The organism is Dyadobacter sp. HNCC25DJ183 (assembly GCF_056895175.1).
Window position 1 is genome coordinate 326,319 of the sequence record NZ_JBXHAP010000001.1, and the last position, 16,112, is coordinate 342,430.

The 16,112-nt window shown below is 46.9% G+C and carries 15 protein-coding genes; 13 read left to right on the top strand and 2 right to left on the bottom strand.

What is annotated here, in order from left to right; translation table 11 throughout:
* Positions 1–73 precede the first annotated feature (73 nt).
* The 4 genes from topA to AC1XTG_RS01300 all read left to right on the top strand — a co-directional run bounded on the left by topA (position 74) and on the right by AC1XTG_RS01300 (position 5,343).
* The gene (gene topA, locus AC1XTG_RS01285; protein ID WP_484840699.1) at positions 74–2,503 is read left to right on the top strand and encodes a type I DNA topoisomerase; all 2,430 of its coding nucleotides are present in this window, start codon (positions 74–76) and stop codon (positions 2,501–2,503) included.
* Between the two features lie 74 nt (positions 2,504–2,577).
* The gene (locus tag AC1XTG_RS01290; RefSeq protein WP_484840700.1) at positions 2,578–3,270 is read left to right on the top strand and encodes an SIR2 family NAD-dependent protein deacylase; all 693 of its coding nucleotides are present in this window, start codon (positions 2,578–2,580) and stop codon (positions 3,268–3,270) included.
* A 3-nt stretch (positions 3,271–3,273) separates the two neighbouring features.
* Positions 3,274–4,155: a bifunctional 5,10-methylenetetrahydrofolate dehydrogenase/5,10-methenyltetrahydrofolate cyclohydrolase gene (locus AC1XTG_RS01295; protein ID WP_484840701.1), complete on the top strand. Its 882-nt coding sequence runs from the start codon at positions 3,274–3,276 to the stop codon at positions 4,153–4,155.
* A gap of 132 nt (positions 4,156–4,287) precedes the next feature.
* The gene (locus tag AC1XTG_RS01300) at positions 4,288–5,343 is read left to right on the top strand and encodes a helix-turn-helix domain-containing protein (RefSeq protein WP_056287790.1); all 1,056 of its coding nucleotides are present in this window, start codon (positions 4,288–4,290) and stop codon (positions 5,341–5,343) included.
* Between the two features lie 7 nt (positions 5,344–5,350).
* Here AC1XTG_RS01300 and AC1XTG_RS01305 read toward each other — a convergent pair whose 3' ends face one another.
* Positions 5,351–6,130, bottom strand: coding sequence for a hypothetical protein (locus tag AC1XTG_RS01305; protein ID WP_484840702.1), 780 nt, complete (start codon positions 6,128–6,130; stop codon positions 5,351–5,353).
* Complete coding sequence (locus AC1XTG_RS01310; RefSeq protein WP_484840703.1) at positions 6,131–7,183, bottom strand: AMP-binding protein; 1,053 nt, start codon at positions 7,181–7,183, stop codon at positions 6,131–6,133. It abuts the gene before it with no gap.
* Positions 7,184–7,301: 118 nt separating this feature from the next.
* Between AC1XTG_RS01310 and menB the strand changes: the two genes are divergently transcribed.
* The 9 genes from menB (at position 7,302) to rplT (ending at position 15,991) form a co-directional block, all read left to right on the top strand.
* Positions 7,302–8,126: a 1,4-dihydroxy-2-naphthoyl-CoA synthase gene (menB, locus tag AC1XTG_RS01315; RefSeq protein ID WP_056287785.1), complete on the top strand. Its 825-nt coding sequence runs from the start codon at positions 7,302–7,304 to the stop codon at positions 8,124–8,126.
* A 44-nt stretch (positions 8,127–8,170) separates the two neighbouring features.
* Positions 8,171–8,584 (top strand): EVE domain-containing protein, encoded by a 414-nt coding sequence (locus AC1XTG_RS01320; RefSeq protein WP_056287782.1) that lies wholly within the window; start codon positions 8,171–8,173, stop codon positions 8,582–8,584.
* A gap of 10 nt (positions 8,585–8,594) precedes the next feature.
* Positions 8,595–10,145 carry a hypothetical protein gene (locus AC1XTG_RS01325; protein ID WP_484840704.1) on the top strand — a complete coding sequence of 517 codons (1,551 nt, stop codon included), beginning with the start codon at positions 8,595–8,597 and terminating at the stop codon, positions 10,143–10,145.
* A gap of 233 nt (positions 10,146–10,378) precedes the next feature.
* Positions 10,379–11,266 carry a class I SAM-dependent methyltransferase gene (locus tag AC1XTG_RS01330; RefSeq protein WP_484840705.1) on the top strand — a complete coding sequence of 296 codons (888 nt, stop codon included), beginning with the start codon at positions 10,379–10,381 and terminating at the stop codon, positions 11,264–11,266.
* A 75-nt stretch (positions 11,267–11,341) separates the two neighbouring features.
* The gene (locus AC1XTG_RS01335) at positions 11,342–12,541 is read left to right on the top strand and encodes a tetratricopeptide repeat protein (protein WP_484840706.1); all 1,200 of its coding nucleotides are present in this window, start codon (positions 11,342–11,344) and stop codon (positions 12,539–12,541) included.
* 60 nt (positions 12,542–12,601) lie between these two features.
* Positions 12,602–14,545, top strand: coding sequence for a threonine--tRNA ligase (gene thrS / locus AC1XTG_RS01340; RefSeq protein ID WP_484840707.1), 1,944 nt, complete (start codon positions 12,602–12,604; stop codon positions 14,543–14,545).
* 112 nt (positions 14,546–14,657) lie between these two features.
* A complete protein-coding gene (gene infC, locus AC1XTG_RS01345) occupies positions 14,658–15,215 on the top strand; it encodes a translation initiation factor IF-3 (protein ID WP_484840708.1) in 558 nt (185 codons plus the stop codon).
* 136 nt (positions 15,216–15,351) lie between these two features.
* The gene (gene rpmI, locus AC1XTG_RS01350) at positions 15,352–15,543 is read left to right on the top strand and encodes a 50S ribosomal protein L35 (RefSeq protein WP_056287769.1); all 192 of its coding nucleotides are present in this window, start codon (positions 15,352–15,354) and stop codon (positions 15,541–15,543) included.
* Between the two features lie 103 nt (positions 15,544–15,646).
* Positions 15,647–15,991, top strand: a complete 345-nt coding sequence (gene rplT, locus AC1XTG_RS01355) for a 50S ribosomal protein L20 (RefSeq protein ID WP_035333345.1) — start codon at positions 15,647–15,649, stop codon at positions 15,989–15,991.
* Positions 15,992–16,112 lie beyond the last annotated feature (121 nt).

Below are 16,112 nucleotides of genomic sequence, written 5' to 3' on the forward strand. Positions count from 1 at the left end.
CTTTGATTTTTTGTTTGATTGTACCCTATATTTGGACGTTCAAAGTGCTACCAGATTCCTTAAATCCAAAACTATGTCGAAAAATCTGGTGATCGTAGAGTCACCGGCGAAGGCCAAAACCATTGAAAGTTATTTAGGGCAGGATTTCACGGTCAAGTCCAGTTTCGGACACGTCCGCGACCTTCCCGAACATGATATGGGCGTGGATGTTGAGCATGAATTTCAACCATCTTACGAGATTTCGTCGGACAAAGTCAAAGTCATTTCCGAGCTGAAAAAGCTGGCCAAAGACGCAGAAGTGTGGCTGGCAACGGATGATGACCGCGAAGGAGAAGCAATTTCATGGCATTTGAAAGAAGCACTTGGCCTGCCTGATGATACTAAACGTATCGTGTTCAGGGAGATTACCAAAACTGCATTGCAGAATGCCATCGCAAAACCGCGTGTGATTGACGCTGACCTTGTTGATGCGCAACAGGCACGAAGGATACTCGACAGGCTTGTAGGATACGAGCTGTCACCGGTACTTTGGAAAAAGATCAGAATTGGGAAATCTAACCTTTCAGCGGGACGTGTGCAGTCTGTTGCAGTGCGGATCATTGTTGAGAGAGAGCGTGAAATAGATGCATTCAGAACAAAGAACAGCTACAAGATAACTGCCCACTTTGACCTCGTAAACGGCAAGGTGCTCAATGCAGAACTTCCCAAAAGCTTTTCTACCGAAGAAGACGCCGTCAAATTTCTCGAAAGATGCATTGGCGCAGAATTTTCGATCAAAAACCTTGAAGTAAAACCAGCTAAAAAAACACCGGCTCCCCCATTTACTACTTCTACATTACAACAGGAAGCTTCAAGAAAGCTCAGCTTTTCAGTTGCACAGACGATGACAGTTGCACAGCGGCTGTACGAAGCTGGTAAGATCTCCTACATGCGTACCGACTCTACCAACTTATCGGAAGAGGCTTTGGAAAAAGCGCGTCAGCAGATCACAAAGGAATACGGACCGGAGTACTATAATAAGAGGATTTTCAAGACCAAATCAGAATCGGCGCAGGAAGCGCACGAAGCTATTCGCCCAACTGATTTTTCAACCTTGTCGGGAAGCAGCGACCGCAACGAGCAGCGCCTTTACGAGCTGATCTGGAAGCGGGCAATCGCATCCCAGATGTCGGACGCGCAACTTGAACGTACTACGGCTACGATCGGCATTTCAAGCACGTCGGAAGAGCTGGTGGCTCAGGGTGAGGTGATTAAATTCGAAGGTTTCCTGAAAGTATATATGGAATCCAGCGACGAGGAAGGTGACGAAGAACAAAAAGGAATGCTACCTCCATTGAACATCGGACAAAAGCTGAACCTGGCAGATATGAAGGCAACGGAGCGTTTTACGCGCAACCCGCCGAGATATACCGAAGCAAGCCTTGTTAAGAAGCTGGAAGAAATGGGCATCGGTCGCCCGTCCACCTACGCGCCTACGATCTCGACTATCCTGAAAAGAGAGTACATTGTGAAGGAAGACAGACCGGGTACAGAAAGAGAGTTCAAGGAGTTTACACTTGCCGCTAACCAGATCAAAAGCAAGGTAAATAAAGAAATATACGGTTCTGAGAAAGCCAAGCTTTTCCCAACGAGCACCGGAATGGTCGTAAATGACTTCCTGGTAAGCCACTTCCAGGATATTATCGATTATTCTTTCACTGCGAGCGTCGAAAAAGACTTCGACCATATTGCCGAAGGACAGCTCGCGTGGCGTCAGATGATCAAGAACTTTTACACGCCATTTCAGAAAAAAGTAGCTGAGGCACGTGAAGAGGCGATCGATAAAAGCCTGACCTCCCGTGATTTGGGTGAAGATCCGACCACCGGTAAAAAGGTATCCGTTCGAATTGGTAAATACGGGCCTTATGTGCAGATCGGTGATGTGGAGGATGAAGAAAAGCCGAAGTTTGCTAGTCTGCAAAAGGGCCAGTTGATGGAAACAATTACGCTGGACGAAGCTTTTGAACTGTTCAAACTGCCGCGCACAGTGGGATTATATGAGGACAAAGAACTGATCGTGAACATTGGAAAGTTCGGCCCATACGTAAAGCACGATGGTAAATACTACTCGCTGCTGAAAACCGACGATCCAATGGCAGTGACCGAAGACAGACTGGTTGAAATCATCATCCAGAAACGCTTGCAGGATAGCAGCCGTACCATCAAGGAGTTTTCAGAAGACCCGGATTGTAAAGTACTGAATGGGAAATACGGACCATATATAGCATTTGGCAAAAAGAATGTAAAAATCCCCAAAGGAACAGATCCGGCTGCATTGACCTACGAAGAGATCGTGAAGCTAGCCGCTGAAACACCTGACAAACCCGCCGGGCGAGGATTCAAAAAGGCAGCACCGAAAGCAGCAGCAGAGAAAAAGCCAGCCGCAGAAAAGAAGCCAGCCGCCAAAAAAGCGACAGCTGAGAAAAAGCCCGCGGCAAAAAAGGTAACCAAAAAGGCTTCGTAAAAGCGTTCAGCTGACATTCGTGTCCATTCGTGCATTCGTGGCAAAACAAAACACACATTAAAACCGCCAAAAGAATGAAAAAGCTAGTAGTACTCTCCGGAGCGGGAATCAGTGCAGAAAGCGGTATCAGTACCTTCCGCGACAATGGCGGCTTGTGGGACAACTATCGGATTGAAGATGTAGCCACGCCCGAAGCCTGGGCAAGAAACCAGGAACTGGTGCTGGATTTTTATAACCAGCGCAGAAAGCAGGCGTACGAAGTGAAGCCGAATGCGGCGCATTATGCATTGGTTGAGCTTGAAAAGCATTTCGACGTCAGCATTATCACCCAGAATGTAGATAACCTACATGAAGTGGCGGGCTCCTCAAATGTGATCCATTTACATGGAGAGTTGTTCAAATCGCGCAGTACCAAAAATCCTGAGCTGGTTTACCAGATGGATTCCTGGGAATTGAAGACCGGCGATTTATGCGAACTCGGAAGCCAGCTTCGTCCGCATATTGTATGGTTTGGCGAAGAGGTACCGATGATGGAGAAAGCAATCGATGTGACCGAGACTGCGGACATTTTCCTGGTAATCGGGACTTCGCTGGCTGTGTACCCAGCCGCTGGCCTGGTACATTACGTGCGGCCTGGGCAACCCATTTACATCATTGACCCTGCCCAGCCTGATATCCGAATAAAACCGAACATGGTTTTCATTCAGGAAAAGGCGTCGACGGGAATGGAAGTTTTGACAAAGCAATATTTATTATCAGATCAATAGCGAATGCAATTACTTGACGGGAAGGCTATTTCCTCCCAAATCAAAGCTGAAATCAAAGAAGAAGTAGAAAAGTGGGTGGCCGGTGGCGGCAAAAAGCCCCATTTAGCTGCTATACTCGTAGGAACTGACGGCGCAAGCGAAACTTACGTGGCTTCTAAAATCAGAAGCTGCGAAGAAATCGGCTTCTCTTCTACCCTCCTGCGCTTCGAACCCACCATTTCGGAAGCAGAGTTGCTGGAGGCGGTAGCGTCGCTCAACAACGATCCCGATGTGGACGGATTTATCGTGCAACTCCCATTGCCCGCACATATCTCGGAAAACACGGTAATGGAAGCGGTAGACCCGGCCAAAGATGTAGATGGTTTTCATCCGGTCAATGTCGGCAAAATGTGCAAGGGACTTCCTGCGTATATTTCGGCAACACCTTTCGGTATACTTGAAATGATCATCCGCGCCGGTATCGAAACGAGCGGAAAGCATTGCGTGGTAGTTGGCCGCAGCCAGATCGTGGGTTTGCCGATGAGCATCCTGATGCAGCGTAACAGCTATCCCGGAAACTGTACCGTGACTATCACGCACAGCAAAACGCAGAATTTGAAAGAGATCTGTCAAAGCGCAGATATCCTGATCGCTGCACTTGGAAGAGCCGACTTTATCAAAGCGGACTACGTGAAGGAAGGCGCAGTGGTCATAGACGTGGGCATTACCCGCGTAGTGGACCCTGCCAAGAAAAGCGGATACACGATTAAAGGCGACGTGGATTTCAACGATGTGGCGCCAAAAGCCAGCTACATTACGCCGGTACCAGGCGGTGTGGGATTGATGACGATCTGCGGCTTGCTGACCAATACATTCAAAGCTGCGAAAAAGGAGATCTATTCCTGATCGATTTCACATAACTATTTTTGAACCGGATAATGAATGCGTCCCGCACGCTGCATTATCCGGTTTTTTGTTGTGCTTTTTGTTTTTTGCTAAAAGATTTGTCAATTAGTAGCAGATTTCAAAGCAGGGATTATGAGCATTGTAAGCAACAACATCAAATATCTACGCAGACTTAACGGACTGACGCAGGAACAATTTGCGCGCAAAATCGCTATCAAAAGATCATTGCTGGGCGCATATGAAGAAGCCCGCGCCAATCCGAATTTGACTAATCTGAAAAATATTGCAGCTTCCTTTGGCATTACGGTCGACAACTTGCTAAAAAACGATCTGAGAAAACTAAGGGAAACACCGGATATGTCGTTGCCACTTGCACAGTCCAAACCTATGACGGTCTCGCATTCAGGCAATGTAACTCCGCCTGCTCAGCAACGCGCTGCCACTTATGCAGAACCGCAGCCTCTGGCCAAAGTAATAGAACAATTTCAGCAGCCCGAACAGCCTTTGCGGATGGTATCCCGGCAGGTTAACCTGAAACCAATCAGCGGAGAAGCTCCACCGCAGCAGCCTGCGCGTAACATGCACTACAAGCAACCGGAACCGCAGCCCGCTTTCAACAGCGCGCCTGCTAATCAGCTGCCTGTATTTAACAATCAATTCCAGACCGGTCAATTTAATGCGCAGCCCGAAGAGCGGCCGAACATCTACCAGAATGTGCAGTGGATTGCTTTGAATATGCAGCAGCATTATCTAGCCAATTTTCAGAATCCCGCCTATCTGACCAATCTGCCTTCTTTTCAGTTGCCCAATTTACCAACAGGCTACTATCGTGCATTCGAGGCAGGTGCGGATTACACTTACCCTGGTGCATTACTGATCGGTACCTTCGTGCGGAACTGGTATGATATTCACGATGGAATGCAGTACGTTTTCGTGCTAAAAAGTGCCGGTATTATCTGTCGTACTGCATTCAATCATGTAAAAACGTCCGGCTACCTGTTGCTGACTTCTGACAATGGAGCAGCTCCTGAGCTTGAAATCCCGTTACAGGATGTACTGGAAGTTTGGGAAATAAAGGCGTTTGTCAGTCTGCAAATCCCGGCACCACAGCCTTCGCTCGAACGCATTTCGCAGCTTGTCGACGAACTCCAGCTGGAACTTAGTCAATACCGCCAGCAGGACATTTAGCAATACACTAAATTTTGCTTGCCAGTGTGCTAAACAGCGCATCTATCTTTTCAAGATCCCTGCTTTTCGAAGTAGTTTCCAAAACAGCTACGCCCATTTGATACCACAAACCGTCGCCGGCTGTGAGGTACTTGCCTCTTTTCGAAGGCTTTGACTCCGATGCATTGTCAGCAACGAATTCCGCGCGGTATACAGTATCCATTATTTTTTGAAGCTGGTCCCATTCAAGCGGGTGAGCAGCGCCGCTGTCTTTGCTAATTGTAAATGTTTTGTTAGCAAACGATGCTTTCAGGTCTATGCGGCTTTTATGATCGCCGTCTATTTCGAGGTATGTAAGTTCAAAAGGCTTTTCGCGGCCGCTGGCTTCGAAGATCGCCTGCATCATTTCCTGCAAGAAGTAAGACCAACGCTCCTTGTCAACAGGATAAATGGTTACCCGCTTTTCATTTTCTTCCAGCTCTATCTCGACGAAATCCTCATACTCGTTTTCTTCACGCTTACGGATTGTTTTGGAACTCGTGAAAATTTCCTCAAACTCTTTCAACCAGATTACCGGAACATTCCCCCTCCATTTATAATCATCGTCGGTGGTAAAACCCTCGTCGTAAATTTCGTCTTCCGAGATCTCGTTGCGATCTGTGTACCGGAGCTCAAAATCGACATCGAGCTTTGTTTCTGATACAATATGCAGTTTTAAAGCATAGTAATGCGAAAAAGGAGCGGGTACCACGTCGGCGGTTTCGTACCTGATAATGTACAGTCCTGGTATTTGAAGATTTTTATCCATTTAAGATGCTGAGACAGTTGAAAAAGACCGGCGTTTGTCAACCTTGCCGGTAGGTGTTTTCGTAAATTGTTGTACAAAGTAAGTATGTTTCGGAGTTTCATAAGCGGAAACCTGCTTCCTTATTTCTTCCATTATGGTGTTTTCGCTGATAGATTGCAATTCACCTTCTATGACCAGCACCAGTTTTTGCCCCAATTTCTGATCAGGCTGCCACCAGGTAAAATGGGCATTTGCGACGTCCAAACGGGCAAATGCAGCTGCCACTGCGGCGTCTATCTTATCGAGTACTATTTTCACGCCGCCCGAGTTGATCACATTATCAGCCCGCCCGATCCATTGAAAAGTATTATCTTCCATGTCTACAAGATCGTTGGTCTGAATAACCTCGCCATTTGTTACGTCACCGGAAACAAAAAGGCATCCCCGGTCATCGGTACCTGCAATGATGCCCGGCAGGAATGTATATTTGGTTTCCTCTTCCGGACAATTCAAACGGCGTAATGCAATGTGCGAGACCGTCTCCGTCATCCCGTAGCTTTGATAAACGGGTACTTTCAATGCGGCAATCTGCATTTGCAAACCCGCATTGACCGGCGCGCCGCCCAGGAGGATTTTACCCAGACTACTTACCTTATCACTGGTCGCGGGGTTTTCGAAGATACTCGCTAACTGCATGGGTACTAACGCGGTGAAGTCAAACTGCGCACCCTCTTCTGTGAGCAGAAGCGGATTGGCGGCGGGCTCTATGATACAGAGTTGCCAGTTCAGTTCCATTCCCCGCACGAGCATCATCAAGCCGGCAATGTACTCGATGTTCAGGCACACCAATGCGCGTGTGCCGGCACTCAGGTCCAACGCTGCTCCGGTGGCCAGTGCACTGGTAGTCATTTGCTTTCTGGTTAAAACAATCGGCTTGGGTGTACCGGTTGAGCCGGAGGTATGCAGGGTAAATTCTGTCTCTCCTGATTTCCATTGACGCATAAAATCATGTGCTTTGCCCAGGTAAACATCCTGCGGCCGCGGCCTCTCCCAAAAATCTGCTGGTAGGAACATCTTATTTGTTTGCTTTTTGAAGGATACCCAAACAATCAGTATTTTCGCACTTTCTGGTGCAAGAATATCCTTCTTTCCGATTCTTCTTGCCTTCTTTTATTAAAATTTCATTTCAGATATGTCCAGTCAAATTCAATGGGAAACCATTAAAGAATACGAGGAAATCCTTTTTACCATTCACGAAGGGATTGCAAAAATAAGCATTAACCGTCCCCATAAGCACAATGCATTCACGCCGCTCACGGTAACAGAGATGATCGACGCAATGCATATCTGCCGCGAGGATCCACGGATTGACGTGATTATCCTCACGGGCGAAGGCGGAAAAGCGTTCTGCTCGGGCGGCGACCAGTCTGTACGCGGGCACGGCGGCTACATTGGTGATGACCACGTTCCCCGCCTGAATGTACTCGACCTGCAAAGGATGATCCGCTCCATTCCCAAAGCGGTGATCGCGATGGTAGCTGGCTGGGCGATCGGCGGCGGACACGTACTGCACGTGATCTGCGATATTTCCATTGCAGCAGAAAATGCGCGATTCGGACAAACCGGTCCGAAGGTAGGCAGCTTCGACGGTGGCTTTGGTGCTTCTTACCTGGCACGTGTGGTAGGTCAGAAAAAAGCGCGTGAGATATGGTTCCTCTGCGATCAGTACGATGCAAAGGAAGCATTAGATATGGGTTTGGTAAACAAGGTTGTTCCGCTTGAAGAACTTGAAGCTACGACGGTAGAATGGTGCAAGAAAATTCAGGAGAAAAGCCCGCTATCGATCAGAATGCTGAAAAGCGCATTCAATGCAGAGCTGGACGGACAAGCCGGGATCCAGGAGCTTGCGGGCAATGCAACGTTACTGTACTACCTCAGCGAGGAGGCTAAGGAAGGTCAGAAATCGTTTCTTGAAAAGAGAAAACCTGATTTCAGCAAGTATCCTAAGTTTCCCTGATTTGTATCCAACCATTTATCCCGTTAAGAACCTAAGAGACGAACATGAATTACTGGCTTGTAAAATCTGAACCCAGCGCTTATTCCTGGGACCAACTTGTGAAGGAAAAGGAAGGAATGTGGGACGGCGTTCGTAATTATGCCGCACGCAATAACCTGATGGCCATGAAAAAAGGGGACCAGGTGCTTTTTTACCACAGCAATGAAGGCAAGGAAGTAGTGGGCCTGGTGGAAGTTTCGAAAGAACATTACCCTGATCCTACTGCCAAAGAAGGCAACTGGGTAGTAGTGAATGTAGTTCCGGTTGAAAAATTCCCGAATACAGTGACACTGGCGCAGATTAAGGCAGACCAACGTTTGAAAGAAATGGCATTGGTGAAGTTGTCAAGATTGTCTGTTGTACCAGTTCGGCCAGAAGAATTTGACGTTATTGTCGGACTAGCCCATGATTCCAAATAGAAACCGCGGATTGAAAACGACATTTTTCCTGTTCGTTCTTGCATTGATGTATGTGCAAGCCGCCGCGCAGAGCGTGAAGCGGATTGAGCTGCCACTATCAGGCAACACTGCGTACCAGACGGTTCCGCTGGGAGAAAAGGGCGTGCTCCTGATTTCCAAGCCGGACCGTGGTACATTCAATGTACAGAAGTTTGATGCGAATCTGGAAAGAGTCTGGTCCATTGACGGGCCCATTGAATCTAATCTTGATTATGTAACGTCTTCTTACGACGGACAGGCTGTGTTTTTGCTTTTCAGCAAGTACCGGAGCTCGCTGTATCAGATCGTGAAAGTGAATGTGGGTCCCGGCTTTGTGGAAACTTTCACGATCAACACGCTCGACCGTTTTGAGATAACAGACTTCAAAACATTGGGCTACTCCGTTTTTATGGCAGGAATGGTGCGCAACGAACCGGTACTGATTTACACGCAGCTCACGACAGCGCAGACGAAGGTTTTGCCTTCGGCGATCAAAGGCTCCAATGCGATCCAGACGGTGGAGGTAGATACGGCACACCATTTGGTAAATGTATGTTTTGCAGTAAAAAAGGGGCGGCAGACCAAAATCGTAGCGCGGTCCTATGAAGAAACTGGTGAATTGTACACGCAGGTTTCGGTAGATCCCGAGGATGATTTCTCGCTGCTGAGCGGCCGTTTACAGGTTTTGAATGATTCCGTCCGGATTATCATAGGTACTTACGGATACCGCAATATGCAAAGCAGCTCCACTGCGGCTTCGCAGGGATTGTATATCAGTAAAATTGTGGGTGAAGAGACCGTTTTTACCAAATACCACAGTTTTACCGACTTCAAGAACTTCTTCAATTTCATGAATGAGCGCCAGCAGGAAAAAATTGAAAGGCGTATCAGGAAAAAGAAAGAAAGTGGCGACGATCTGAAACTCAACTATCGGCTTCTGGTGCATGATATTGTTCCCAAAGACAACCATTATCTGCTTGTCGCAGAGGCATTTTATCCTGAATACAGGTATAATAATAACAATATGATGGGCGGGTTTGGTTATGGAGGTTTCGGCTATCCTTTTGGAATGGGCCTTTATAATCCTTACCTGTGGAACCCTATGTACGGAGGTCGCGGCTACAATCAGCAGGTTTTCGACGGTTTCACCTACACCCACGCCATTGTTACGGATATTGACCAGAATGGAAACCTTGTCTGGGACAACAGTATCAATTTCGATCATGTAAAAAGCATGGACCTGCGCGAAAAGATCCGTGTACAATCCTTCCCAAATGGAAACTCCCGGCTCGTTTACAGCCACAATGGTGCGATCAGGAGCAAAATCATCAAGGGTAATCAGGTAATCGACAGCGACCATATTATCCCGAATGAAACCAATGTGGAAGGCGACAAGGTCCGTAAAACAAGTACCGACGACATTGATTACTGGTATAACAACTTCTACCTGGCTTGGGGCGAACAAAGAATCATCAATGCAGCTGGCGATCCGCAGACGAGAGGAAGAAGAAATGTGTTTTATTTAAACAAAGTCGCATATTGAAGAGCTATTTTCCGCTATATCTGGCAAATGAAATGTAATCCCGCCGCCCCTTCTTCCGTTGGCTGAAGCCAACGGAAATGGATATGTCGGCATGGCCGACATAGATTTCGATACGCGCCAAAAAAATACATTCCCGTCGGCTTCAGCCAACGGACAAGTACGAATACAACAACAACATATCCAAGAACAAGTACAAACAAATACAATAACAAATACAAGCAAATCCAACACACGTGATCCTACTTACACCAGACCAACATACTGACTACCAGCTAATCGATACTGGTGGCTTTGAGAAGCTTGAACGATTTGGACCCTACATAATAACCCGGCCTGAGCCGCAGGCGATCTGGGATAAGTCGCTGCCCGAAAGTGAATGGGAAGATCGATCCAATGCGGTTTTTAAAAAGGACAAGAATTCGCAGGAAAAAGGCCAGTGGGTCACAAAAGGAGATATGCCGGAGAAATGGGTATTCCAATACCGCACTAAATCCCTTCACCTGCGGAGTAAGCTTGCATTATCTTCTTTCAAGCACGTGGGTGTATTCCCAGAGCAGGCTACCAATTGGGATTATATCTCCAAAAAGCTGAAACAGATTCCGGAAGAAAAGCCGAATGTACTTAACCTGTTTGCCTATACCGGCATTGCTTCACTCGCCGCCAAAGCTGCGGGCGCAGATGTAACCCATGTTGATTCCGTGAAACAGGTAATCAGCTGGTCCCGAGAAAATATGCAGCTGAGCGGACTTGATAACATTCGCTGGGTAGTAGAAGACGCGATGAAGTTTGTACAGCGCGAAGTACGCCGTGGCAACCAGTATAATGGGATCATTCTCGATCCGCCTGCATATGGTCGCGGCCCTGACGGTGAGAAATGGTTATTGGAAGAAAGCCTGAATGAAATCCTGCGGCTTTCTGCATTGCTTTTAAAGAAAGAGCATTTCTTCTTTATCATTAATCTCTACTCGCTCGGCTTCTCGGCTTTGATCGTCGAAAACCTGATCAAAGCGCATTTTGGAACAGATATAAAGCATGAGTTTGGTGAATTGTTCATTCCCGATTCATTTGGTAAAAAGCTGCCGCTTGGTGTATTTTCCCGATTCTCCGACCAAAATGATTGAAAGACGGGAAGATTTTCCAATTTTGTATAATACCCTGCTGCACTGCAATGCGTGGTATTACACACTTTTGCTTGTATGAGATTACCTTTTTTGAACTACCTTCTAGCCTTCTTTTCGATCGCTTTCACCGGCTTGCTGCAATCCTGCCAGAGCGACGCCAGGAATGCTACGCGTATTCCGCCGGTAGTAAAAAAATCGCACGCGCAGTGGCAGAATGACGCATTACTTTCCTTAACCGAACTGATCAACCGGGGTATAGATTCTGATGTGAATTATTTCAAAAGAGCCAGGATCTACTTCGACCGGGAGCAGTACACCGAGGCGCTGGACGATATCAATGAATCTATTTACGAGCAGGATAATGTAAGTGATTACTTTCTGTTGCGGGGAAAAATAAACCGGGAGCTCGGCAAGATCGACAATGCGCTGGAAGATGCGCAGCGCGCAGAGGCATTGCAGCAAAGCAGCCCTGAACTTTACGTGTTGCTCGCCGACATTTTACAAGCAAAAAATCGCTTCGGCGAATCGGTCAGCTATCTGAACCAAGCCTTGAAAATGGCGCCTTATGATGGTTCTGCCTATTATGTAAAAGGTATGTTGCAGGCGCGTCAGGGCGATTCGCTGGCTAGTCTGGCGAGCCTGGATTACGCAATCAACGCTAACCCGAGACTGCTTCGTGCTTACCAGCAGAATATCCTTATTTTACGTAAACTAAAAAACATCGATAAAGCGCTGGTAGTGAATGACAAAGCAATCAAACGCTTTCCTGCTGATCCTACCCTGTATTTTGAACAAGGGGAGATTTTCATGGCACTGGCCAGACCCGATACTGCATTGATCAGCTTTCAGAAAGCGGTAAGCCTCAGTCCGGATTATGAAGATGCGCTCTGGCAGGTAGCGAATACCAGCATTCAGCTGCGGCATTATAATAAAGCACTGCCTGCATTGAACAAGCTTTTGAAAAAGAAACCACAGTCCAAAGAGATCAACAATTTGATCGGGTTATGCTACGAAAAGAGCTTTGACTACGAAAGGGCGCGGGAATACTATACCACTGCATTGGCGTTGAGTCCGGGAGATCAGGATGCGCGTTATGGTCTTTACAGGATCAGGCTGCGTGAGAGCGAGGGGAGCTACGATTCGTATTATCCTCAGGAAAATGCAGGATCGGGTTACAAGCTGCTTGATACTGCCCGTGTAAAGATCAATGTACTGCAACCGCGCGGTACTACAAATATCCGCGTTGACTCAACACGAAAAGCTAAAATTGAATAGCTTTGTATTTTACCGCTTGCCGAAAAACCTTTGAATTAAATCCACAGAATAGATTTTTGAATGAAAGACGAGTCTCAAGTAAAAATTACCCTGCCAGACGGTAGTGAAAGATTTTACCCGAAAGGAGTTACTGCCCTCGAAATCGCACTTAGCATCAGTGAAGGACTTGCGCGCAATGTAATCGCGGCGAAAGTGAACAATGAAGTGTGGGATCCTACCCGCCAGATCACGGAACATTCGCTGGTGAAATTGTTGACGTGGAACGACGAAGACGGCAAATCTACATTCTGGCATTCATCTGCGCACTTACTTGCCGAGGCATTGGAAGCATTGTATCCCGGCATTAAGTTCGGTACCGGGCCTTCCATTGAAAAGGGCTTTTACTACGATGTGGATCTGGGCGAACAGTCGATTTCCCAGGAAGATTTTCCAAAGATCGAGGCTAAAATGCTGGAACTGGCGCGCCAGAAAAATGAGTATGTCCGCAAGCCTATCAGCAAAGCAGAGGCGGTGGAATATTTTACCAAAAAAGGAGATGAATACAAGCTGGAACTGATCGACGGTCTCGAAGATGGTTCCATTACTTTATATGAACAAGGCGGCTTTACCGATTTATGCCGCGGGCCGCATATTCCGAATACCGGCTTTATCAAAGCAGCCAAGCTGACCAACATTGCCGGCGCATACTGGCGCAATAAGCAGGACAACAAAATGCTTACCCGCATTTACGGGATTACTTTTCCAAAGCAAAAAGAGCTGGAAGAGTATGTAACGTTAATGGAAGAAGCAAAAAAACGCGATCACCGCAGACTGGGCAAGGAGCTTGAACTATTTGCCTTTTCCGAGAAAGTGGGCCAGGGCTTGCCATTGTGGCTTCCGAAAGGCGCGATGCTGCGTGAGCGGCTTCAATCTTTCCTGAGCAAGGCACAGTCGCGCGCAGGTTACCTTCCTGTAATTACGCCCAACATCGGCAGCAAGGAACTGTATGTTACCTCCGGGCACTGGGACAAATACGGGAAAGATTCATTCCAGCCGATCAAAACACCAAATTTGGGTGAAGAGTATCTGCTGAAACCAATGAACTGTCCGCACCACTGTGAGATATACAAAACCTCACCTCGCTCCTACAAAGACCTGCCACTGCGATTCTCGGAGTTTGGAACTGTATATCGTTACGAACAAAGCGGCGAGCTGCACGGACTGACGCGCGTGCGTGGCTTTACACAGGATGACGCGCACATTTTCTGCCGGCCCGATCAGGTTAAAGAAGAGTTTATTCGTGTGATCGACCTGGTATTATATGTTTTCAAATCGCTTGGTTTCGAGGATTACAGCGCACAGGTTTCGTTGCGCGACCCTAACGACAAGGTAAAATATATCGGAAAAGACGAAGATTGGGAACGTGCTGAAAATGCGATTGTTGAGGCTGCGCAGGAGCGAGGGCTCAGTACCGTGACCGAACTAGGCGAAGCTGCATTCTACGGGCCGAAGCTGGACTTTATGGTACGCGATGCATTGGGCAGAAAGTGGCAGCTGGGTACAATCCAGGTTGACTATCAGATGCCAAAACGTTTCGGACTGGAATATACCGGATCTGACAACCAGAAGCACCAGCCAGTAATGATCCACCGTGCTCCTTTCGGGTCAATGGAGAGGTTTATTGCAATCCTGATCGAAAACACGGCGGGACAGTTCCCGCTTTGGTTATCTCCTGATCAGATAGCGATCTTGCCGATCTCAGAAAAGTTTGCCGATTATGCTGAGGAGGTATTTTTCAAATTGCAAGACAATGATATCCGCGGGTTTGTAGATCACCGAGACGAGAAGATCGGCAGAAAAATCCGCGATGCGGAAGTTACCAAGGTTCCATTCATGCTGATTGTGGGTGAAAAAGAAATGGCAGAAGGGAAAATTTCAGTCCGCCGGAAAGGTGAAGGCGACCTTGGAAGCATGACAGTGGACGAATTTGCCAGCTATTTCAAGAAAGAAGCAGCACTGATTTGATGTTTTTCGGAATTTTTAGTATAATTCATTCAGGAAGGCACTATTTTTGTTGGCGCACTGTTACCAATTTCGATTTTTACACAAGAATACAAAAAACACCAAACCAAGTTATATGGCATTAAGACCCCCTAGTGGACGGTTAAGAGTTCCCGAAGAACCTTATAAAATAAACGAACGAATTGCAGCAAAAGAAGTGCGTCTGGTTGGAGAGAATATTGAGCCAGGCATAGTGGATATCAATACAGCCCGAGCTATGGCAAAGGCGCAAAGCCTTGACCTAGTTGAAATTGCACCTACCGCAGTGCCACCGGTTTGCAAGATTGTCGACTATTCCAAGTTTAAATACGAGCAGAAGAAAAAGCAGAAAGAGATCAAGGCGAAAGCTCAGAAAGTTGTCATCAAGGAGATCCGTTTCGGCCCGAACACAGATGATCACGATTTCGAGTTCAAGCTGAAACATGCTCAAAACTTCCTGAAAGAAGGTTCTAAGGTAAAAGCTTACGTGCATTTTGTGGGACGTACGATTGTCTTCAAAGAAAGAGGTGTGAATCTTTTAAATAAATTTTCGGAAGCGCTTTCGGAATTTGGTAAAGTTGAAATGGAGCCGAAACTCGAAGGAAAGAGAATGACGATCATTCTGGCACCAGCTCCTGCAAAAAGTACCAAGTAACTCATTTACGAGGTTATATATAGATATTGAAGATCGTGTCCATGACGCCAAGTCGCGGACACGATTTTATTTTATAAACATTTTACCTAATTTTGCGCGCTGTTTTATATTTTATCAATTAACAATTCTTTGAATCATGCCTAAAATGAAAAGTGTTTCAGGTGCCAAAAAGCGTTTCAAGCTGACCGGTACTGGAAAAATCAAACGCAAACACGCGTTTCACAGCCACATCCTGACTAAAAAATCGAACAAGCGCAAGCGTGGTTTGGTTAAAACTGGTCTGATCGATGTGTCTAACCACAAGCAGGTATTGGCAATGCTTGGATAATATCCGAAGCCAATAAAAATTAAATAATTCAGGTTTCTTTGTTCAACCCGGTAAAAGGCTTTTAAGACTCAGCAGAGCGCCAATTATCAAAAACAGTTAAAACATGCCACGTTCAGTAAATCACGTTGCGTCACGTGCAAGACGTAAAAAAGTAATGAAGCTTGCGAAAGGCTATTTCGGCCGTCGTAAGAATGTATGGACAGTAGCTAAAAATGCGGTAGAACGCGGTTTGGCTTACGCATACAAAGGCCGTAAACAGAAAAAACGCAATTTCCGCGCATTGTGGATCCAGCGTATCAACGCAGGAGCCCGTGAGCACGGATTGTCCTATTCTGCTTTCATCGGCAAACTGAGTGCATCAGGCATCGAGCTAAACAGAAAAGTTCTCGCTGACTTGGCGATGAATCATCCGGAAGCTTTCAAAGCGATCGTTGATCAGGTAAAATAAAACAGCAATCCCGCCTCTCCGGCGGGATTTTTTTTGCTCCTCCCAGCCAAGTCCGGCATCTTCACAATTAAATAATCCTCCATAATAGCGAAAGCTTGGTACTTTAGCAGCCCTGTCCGGT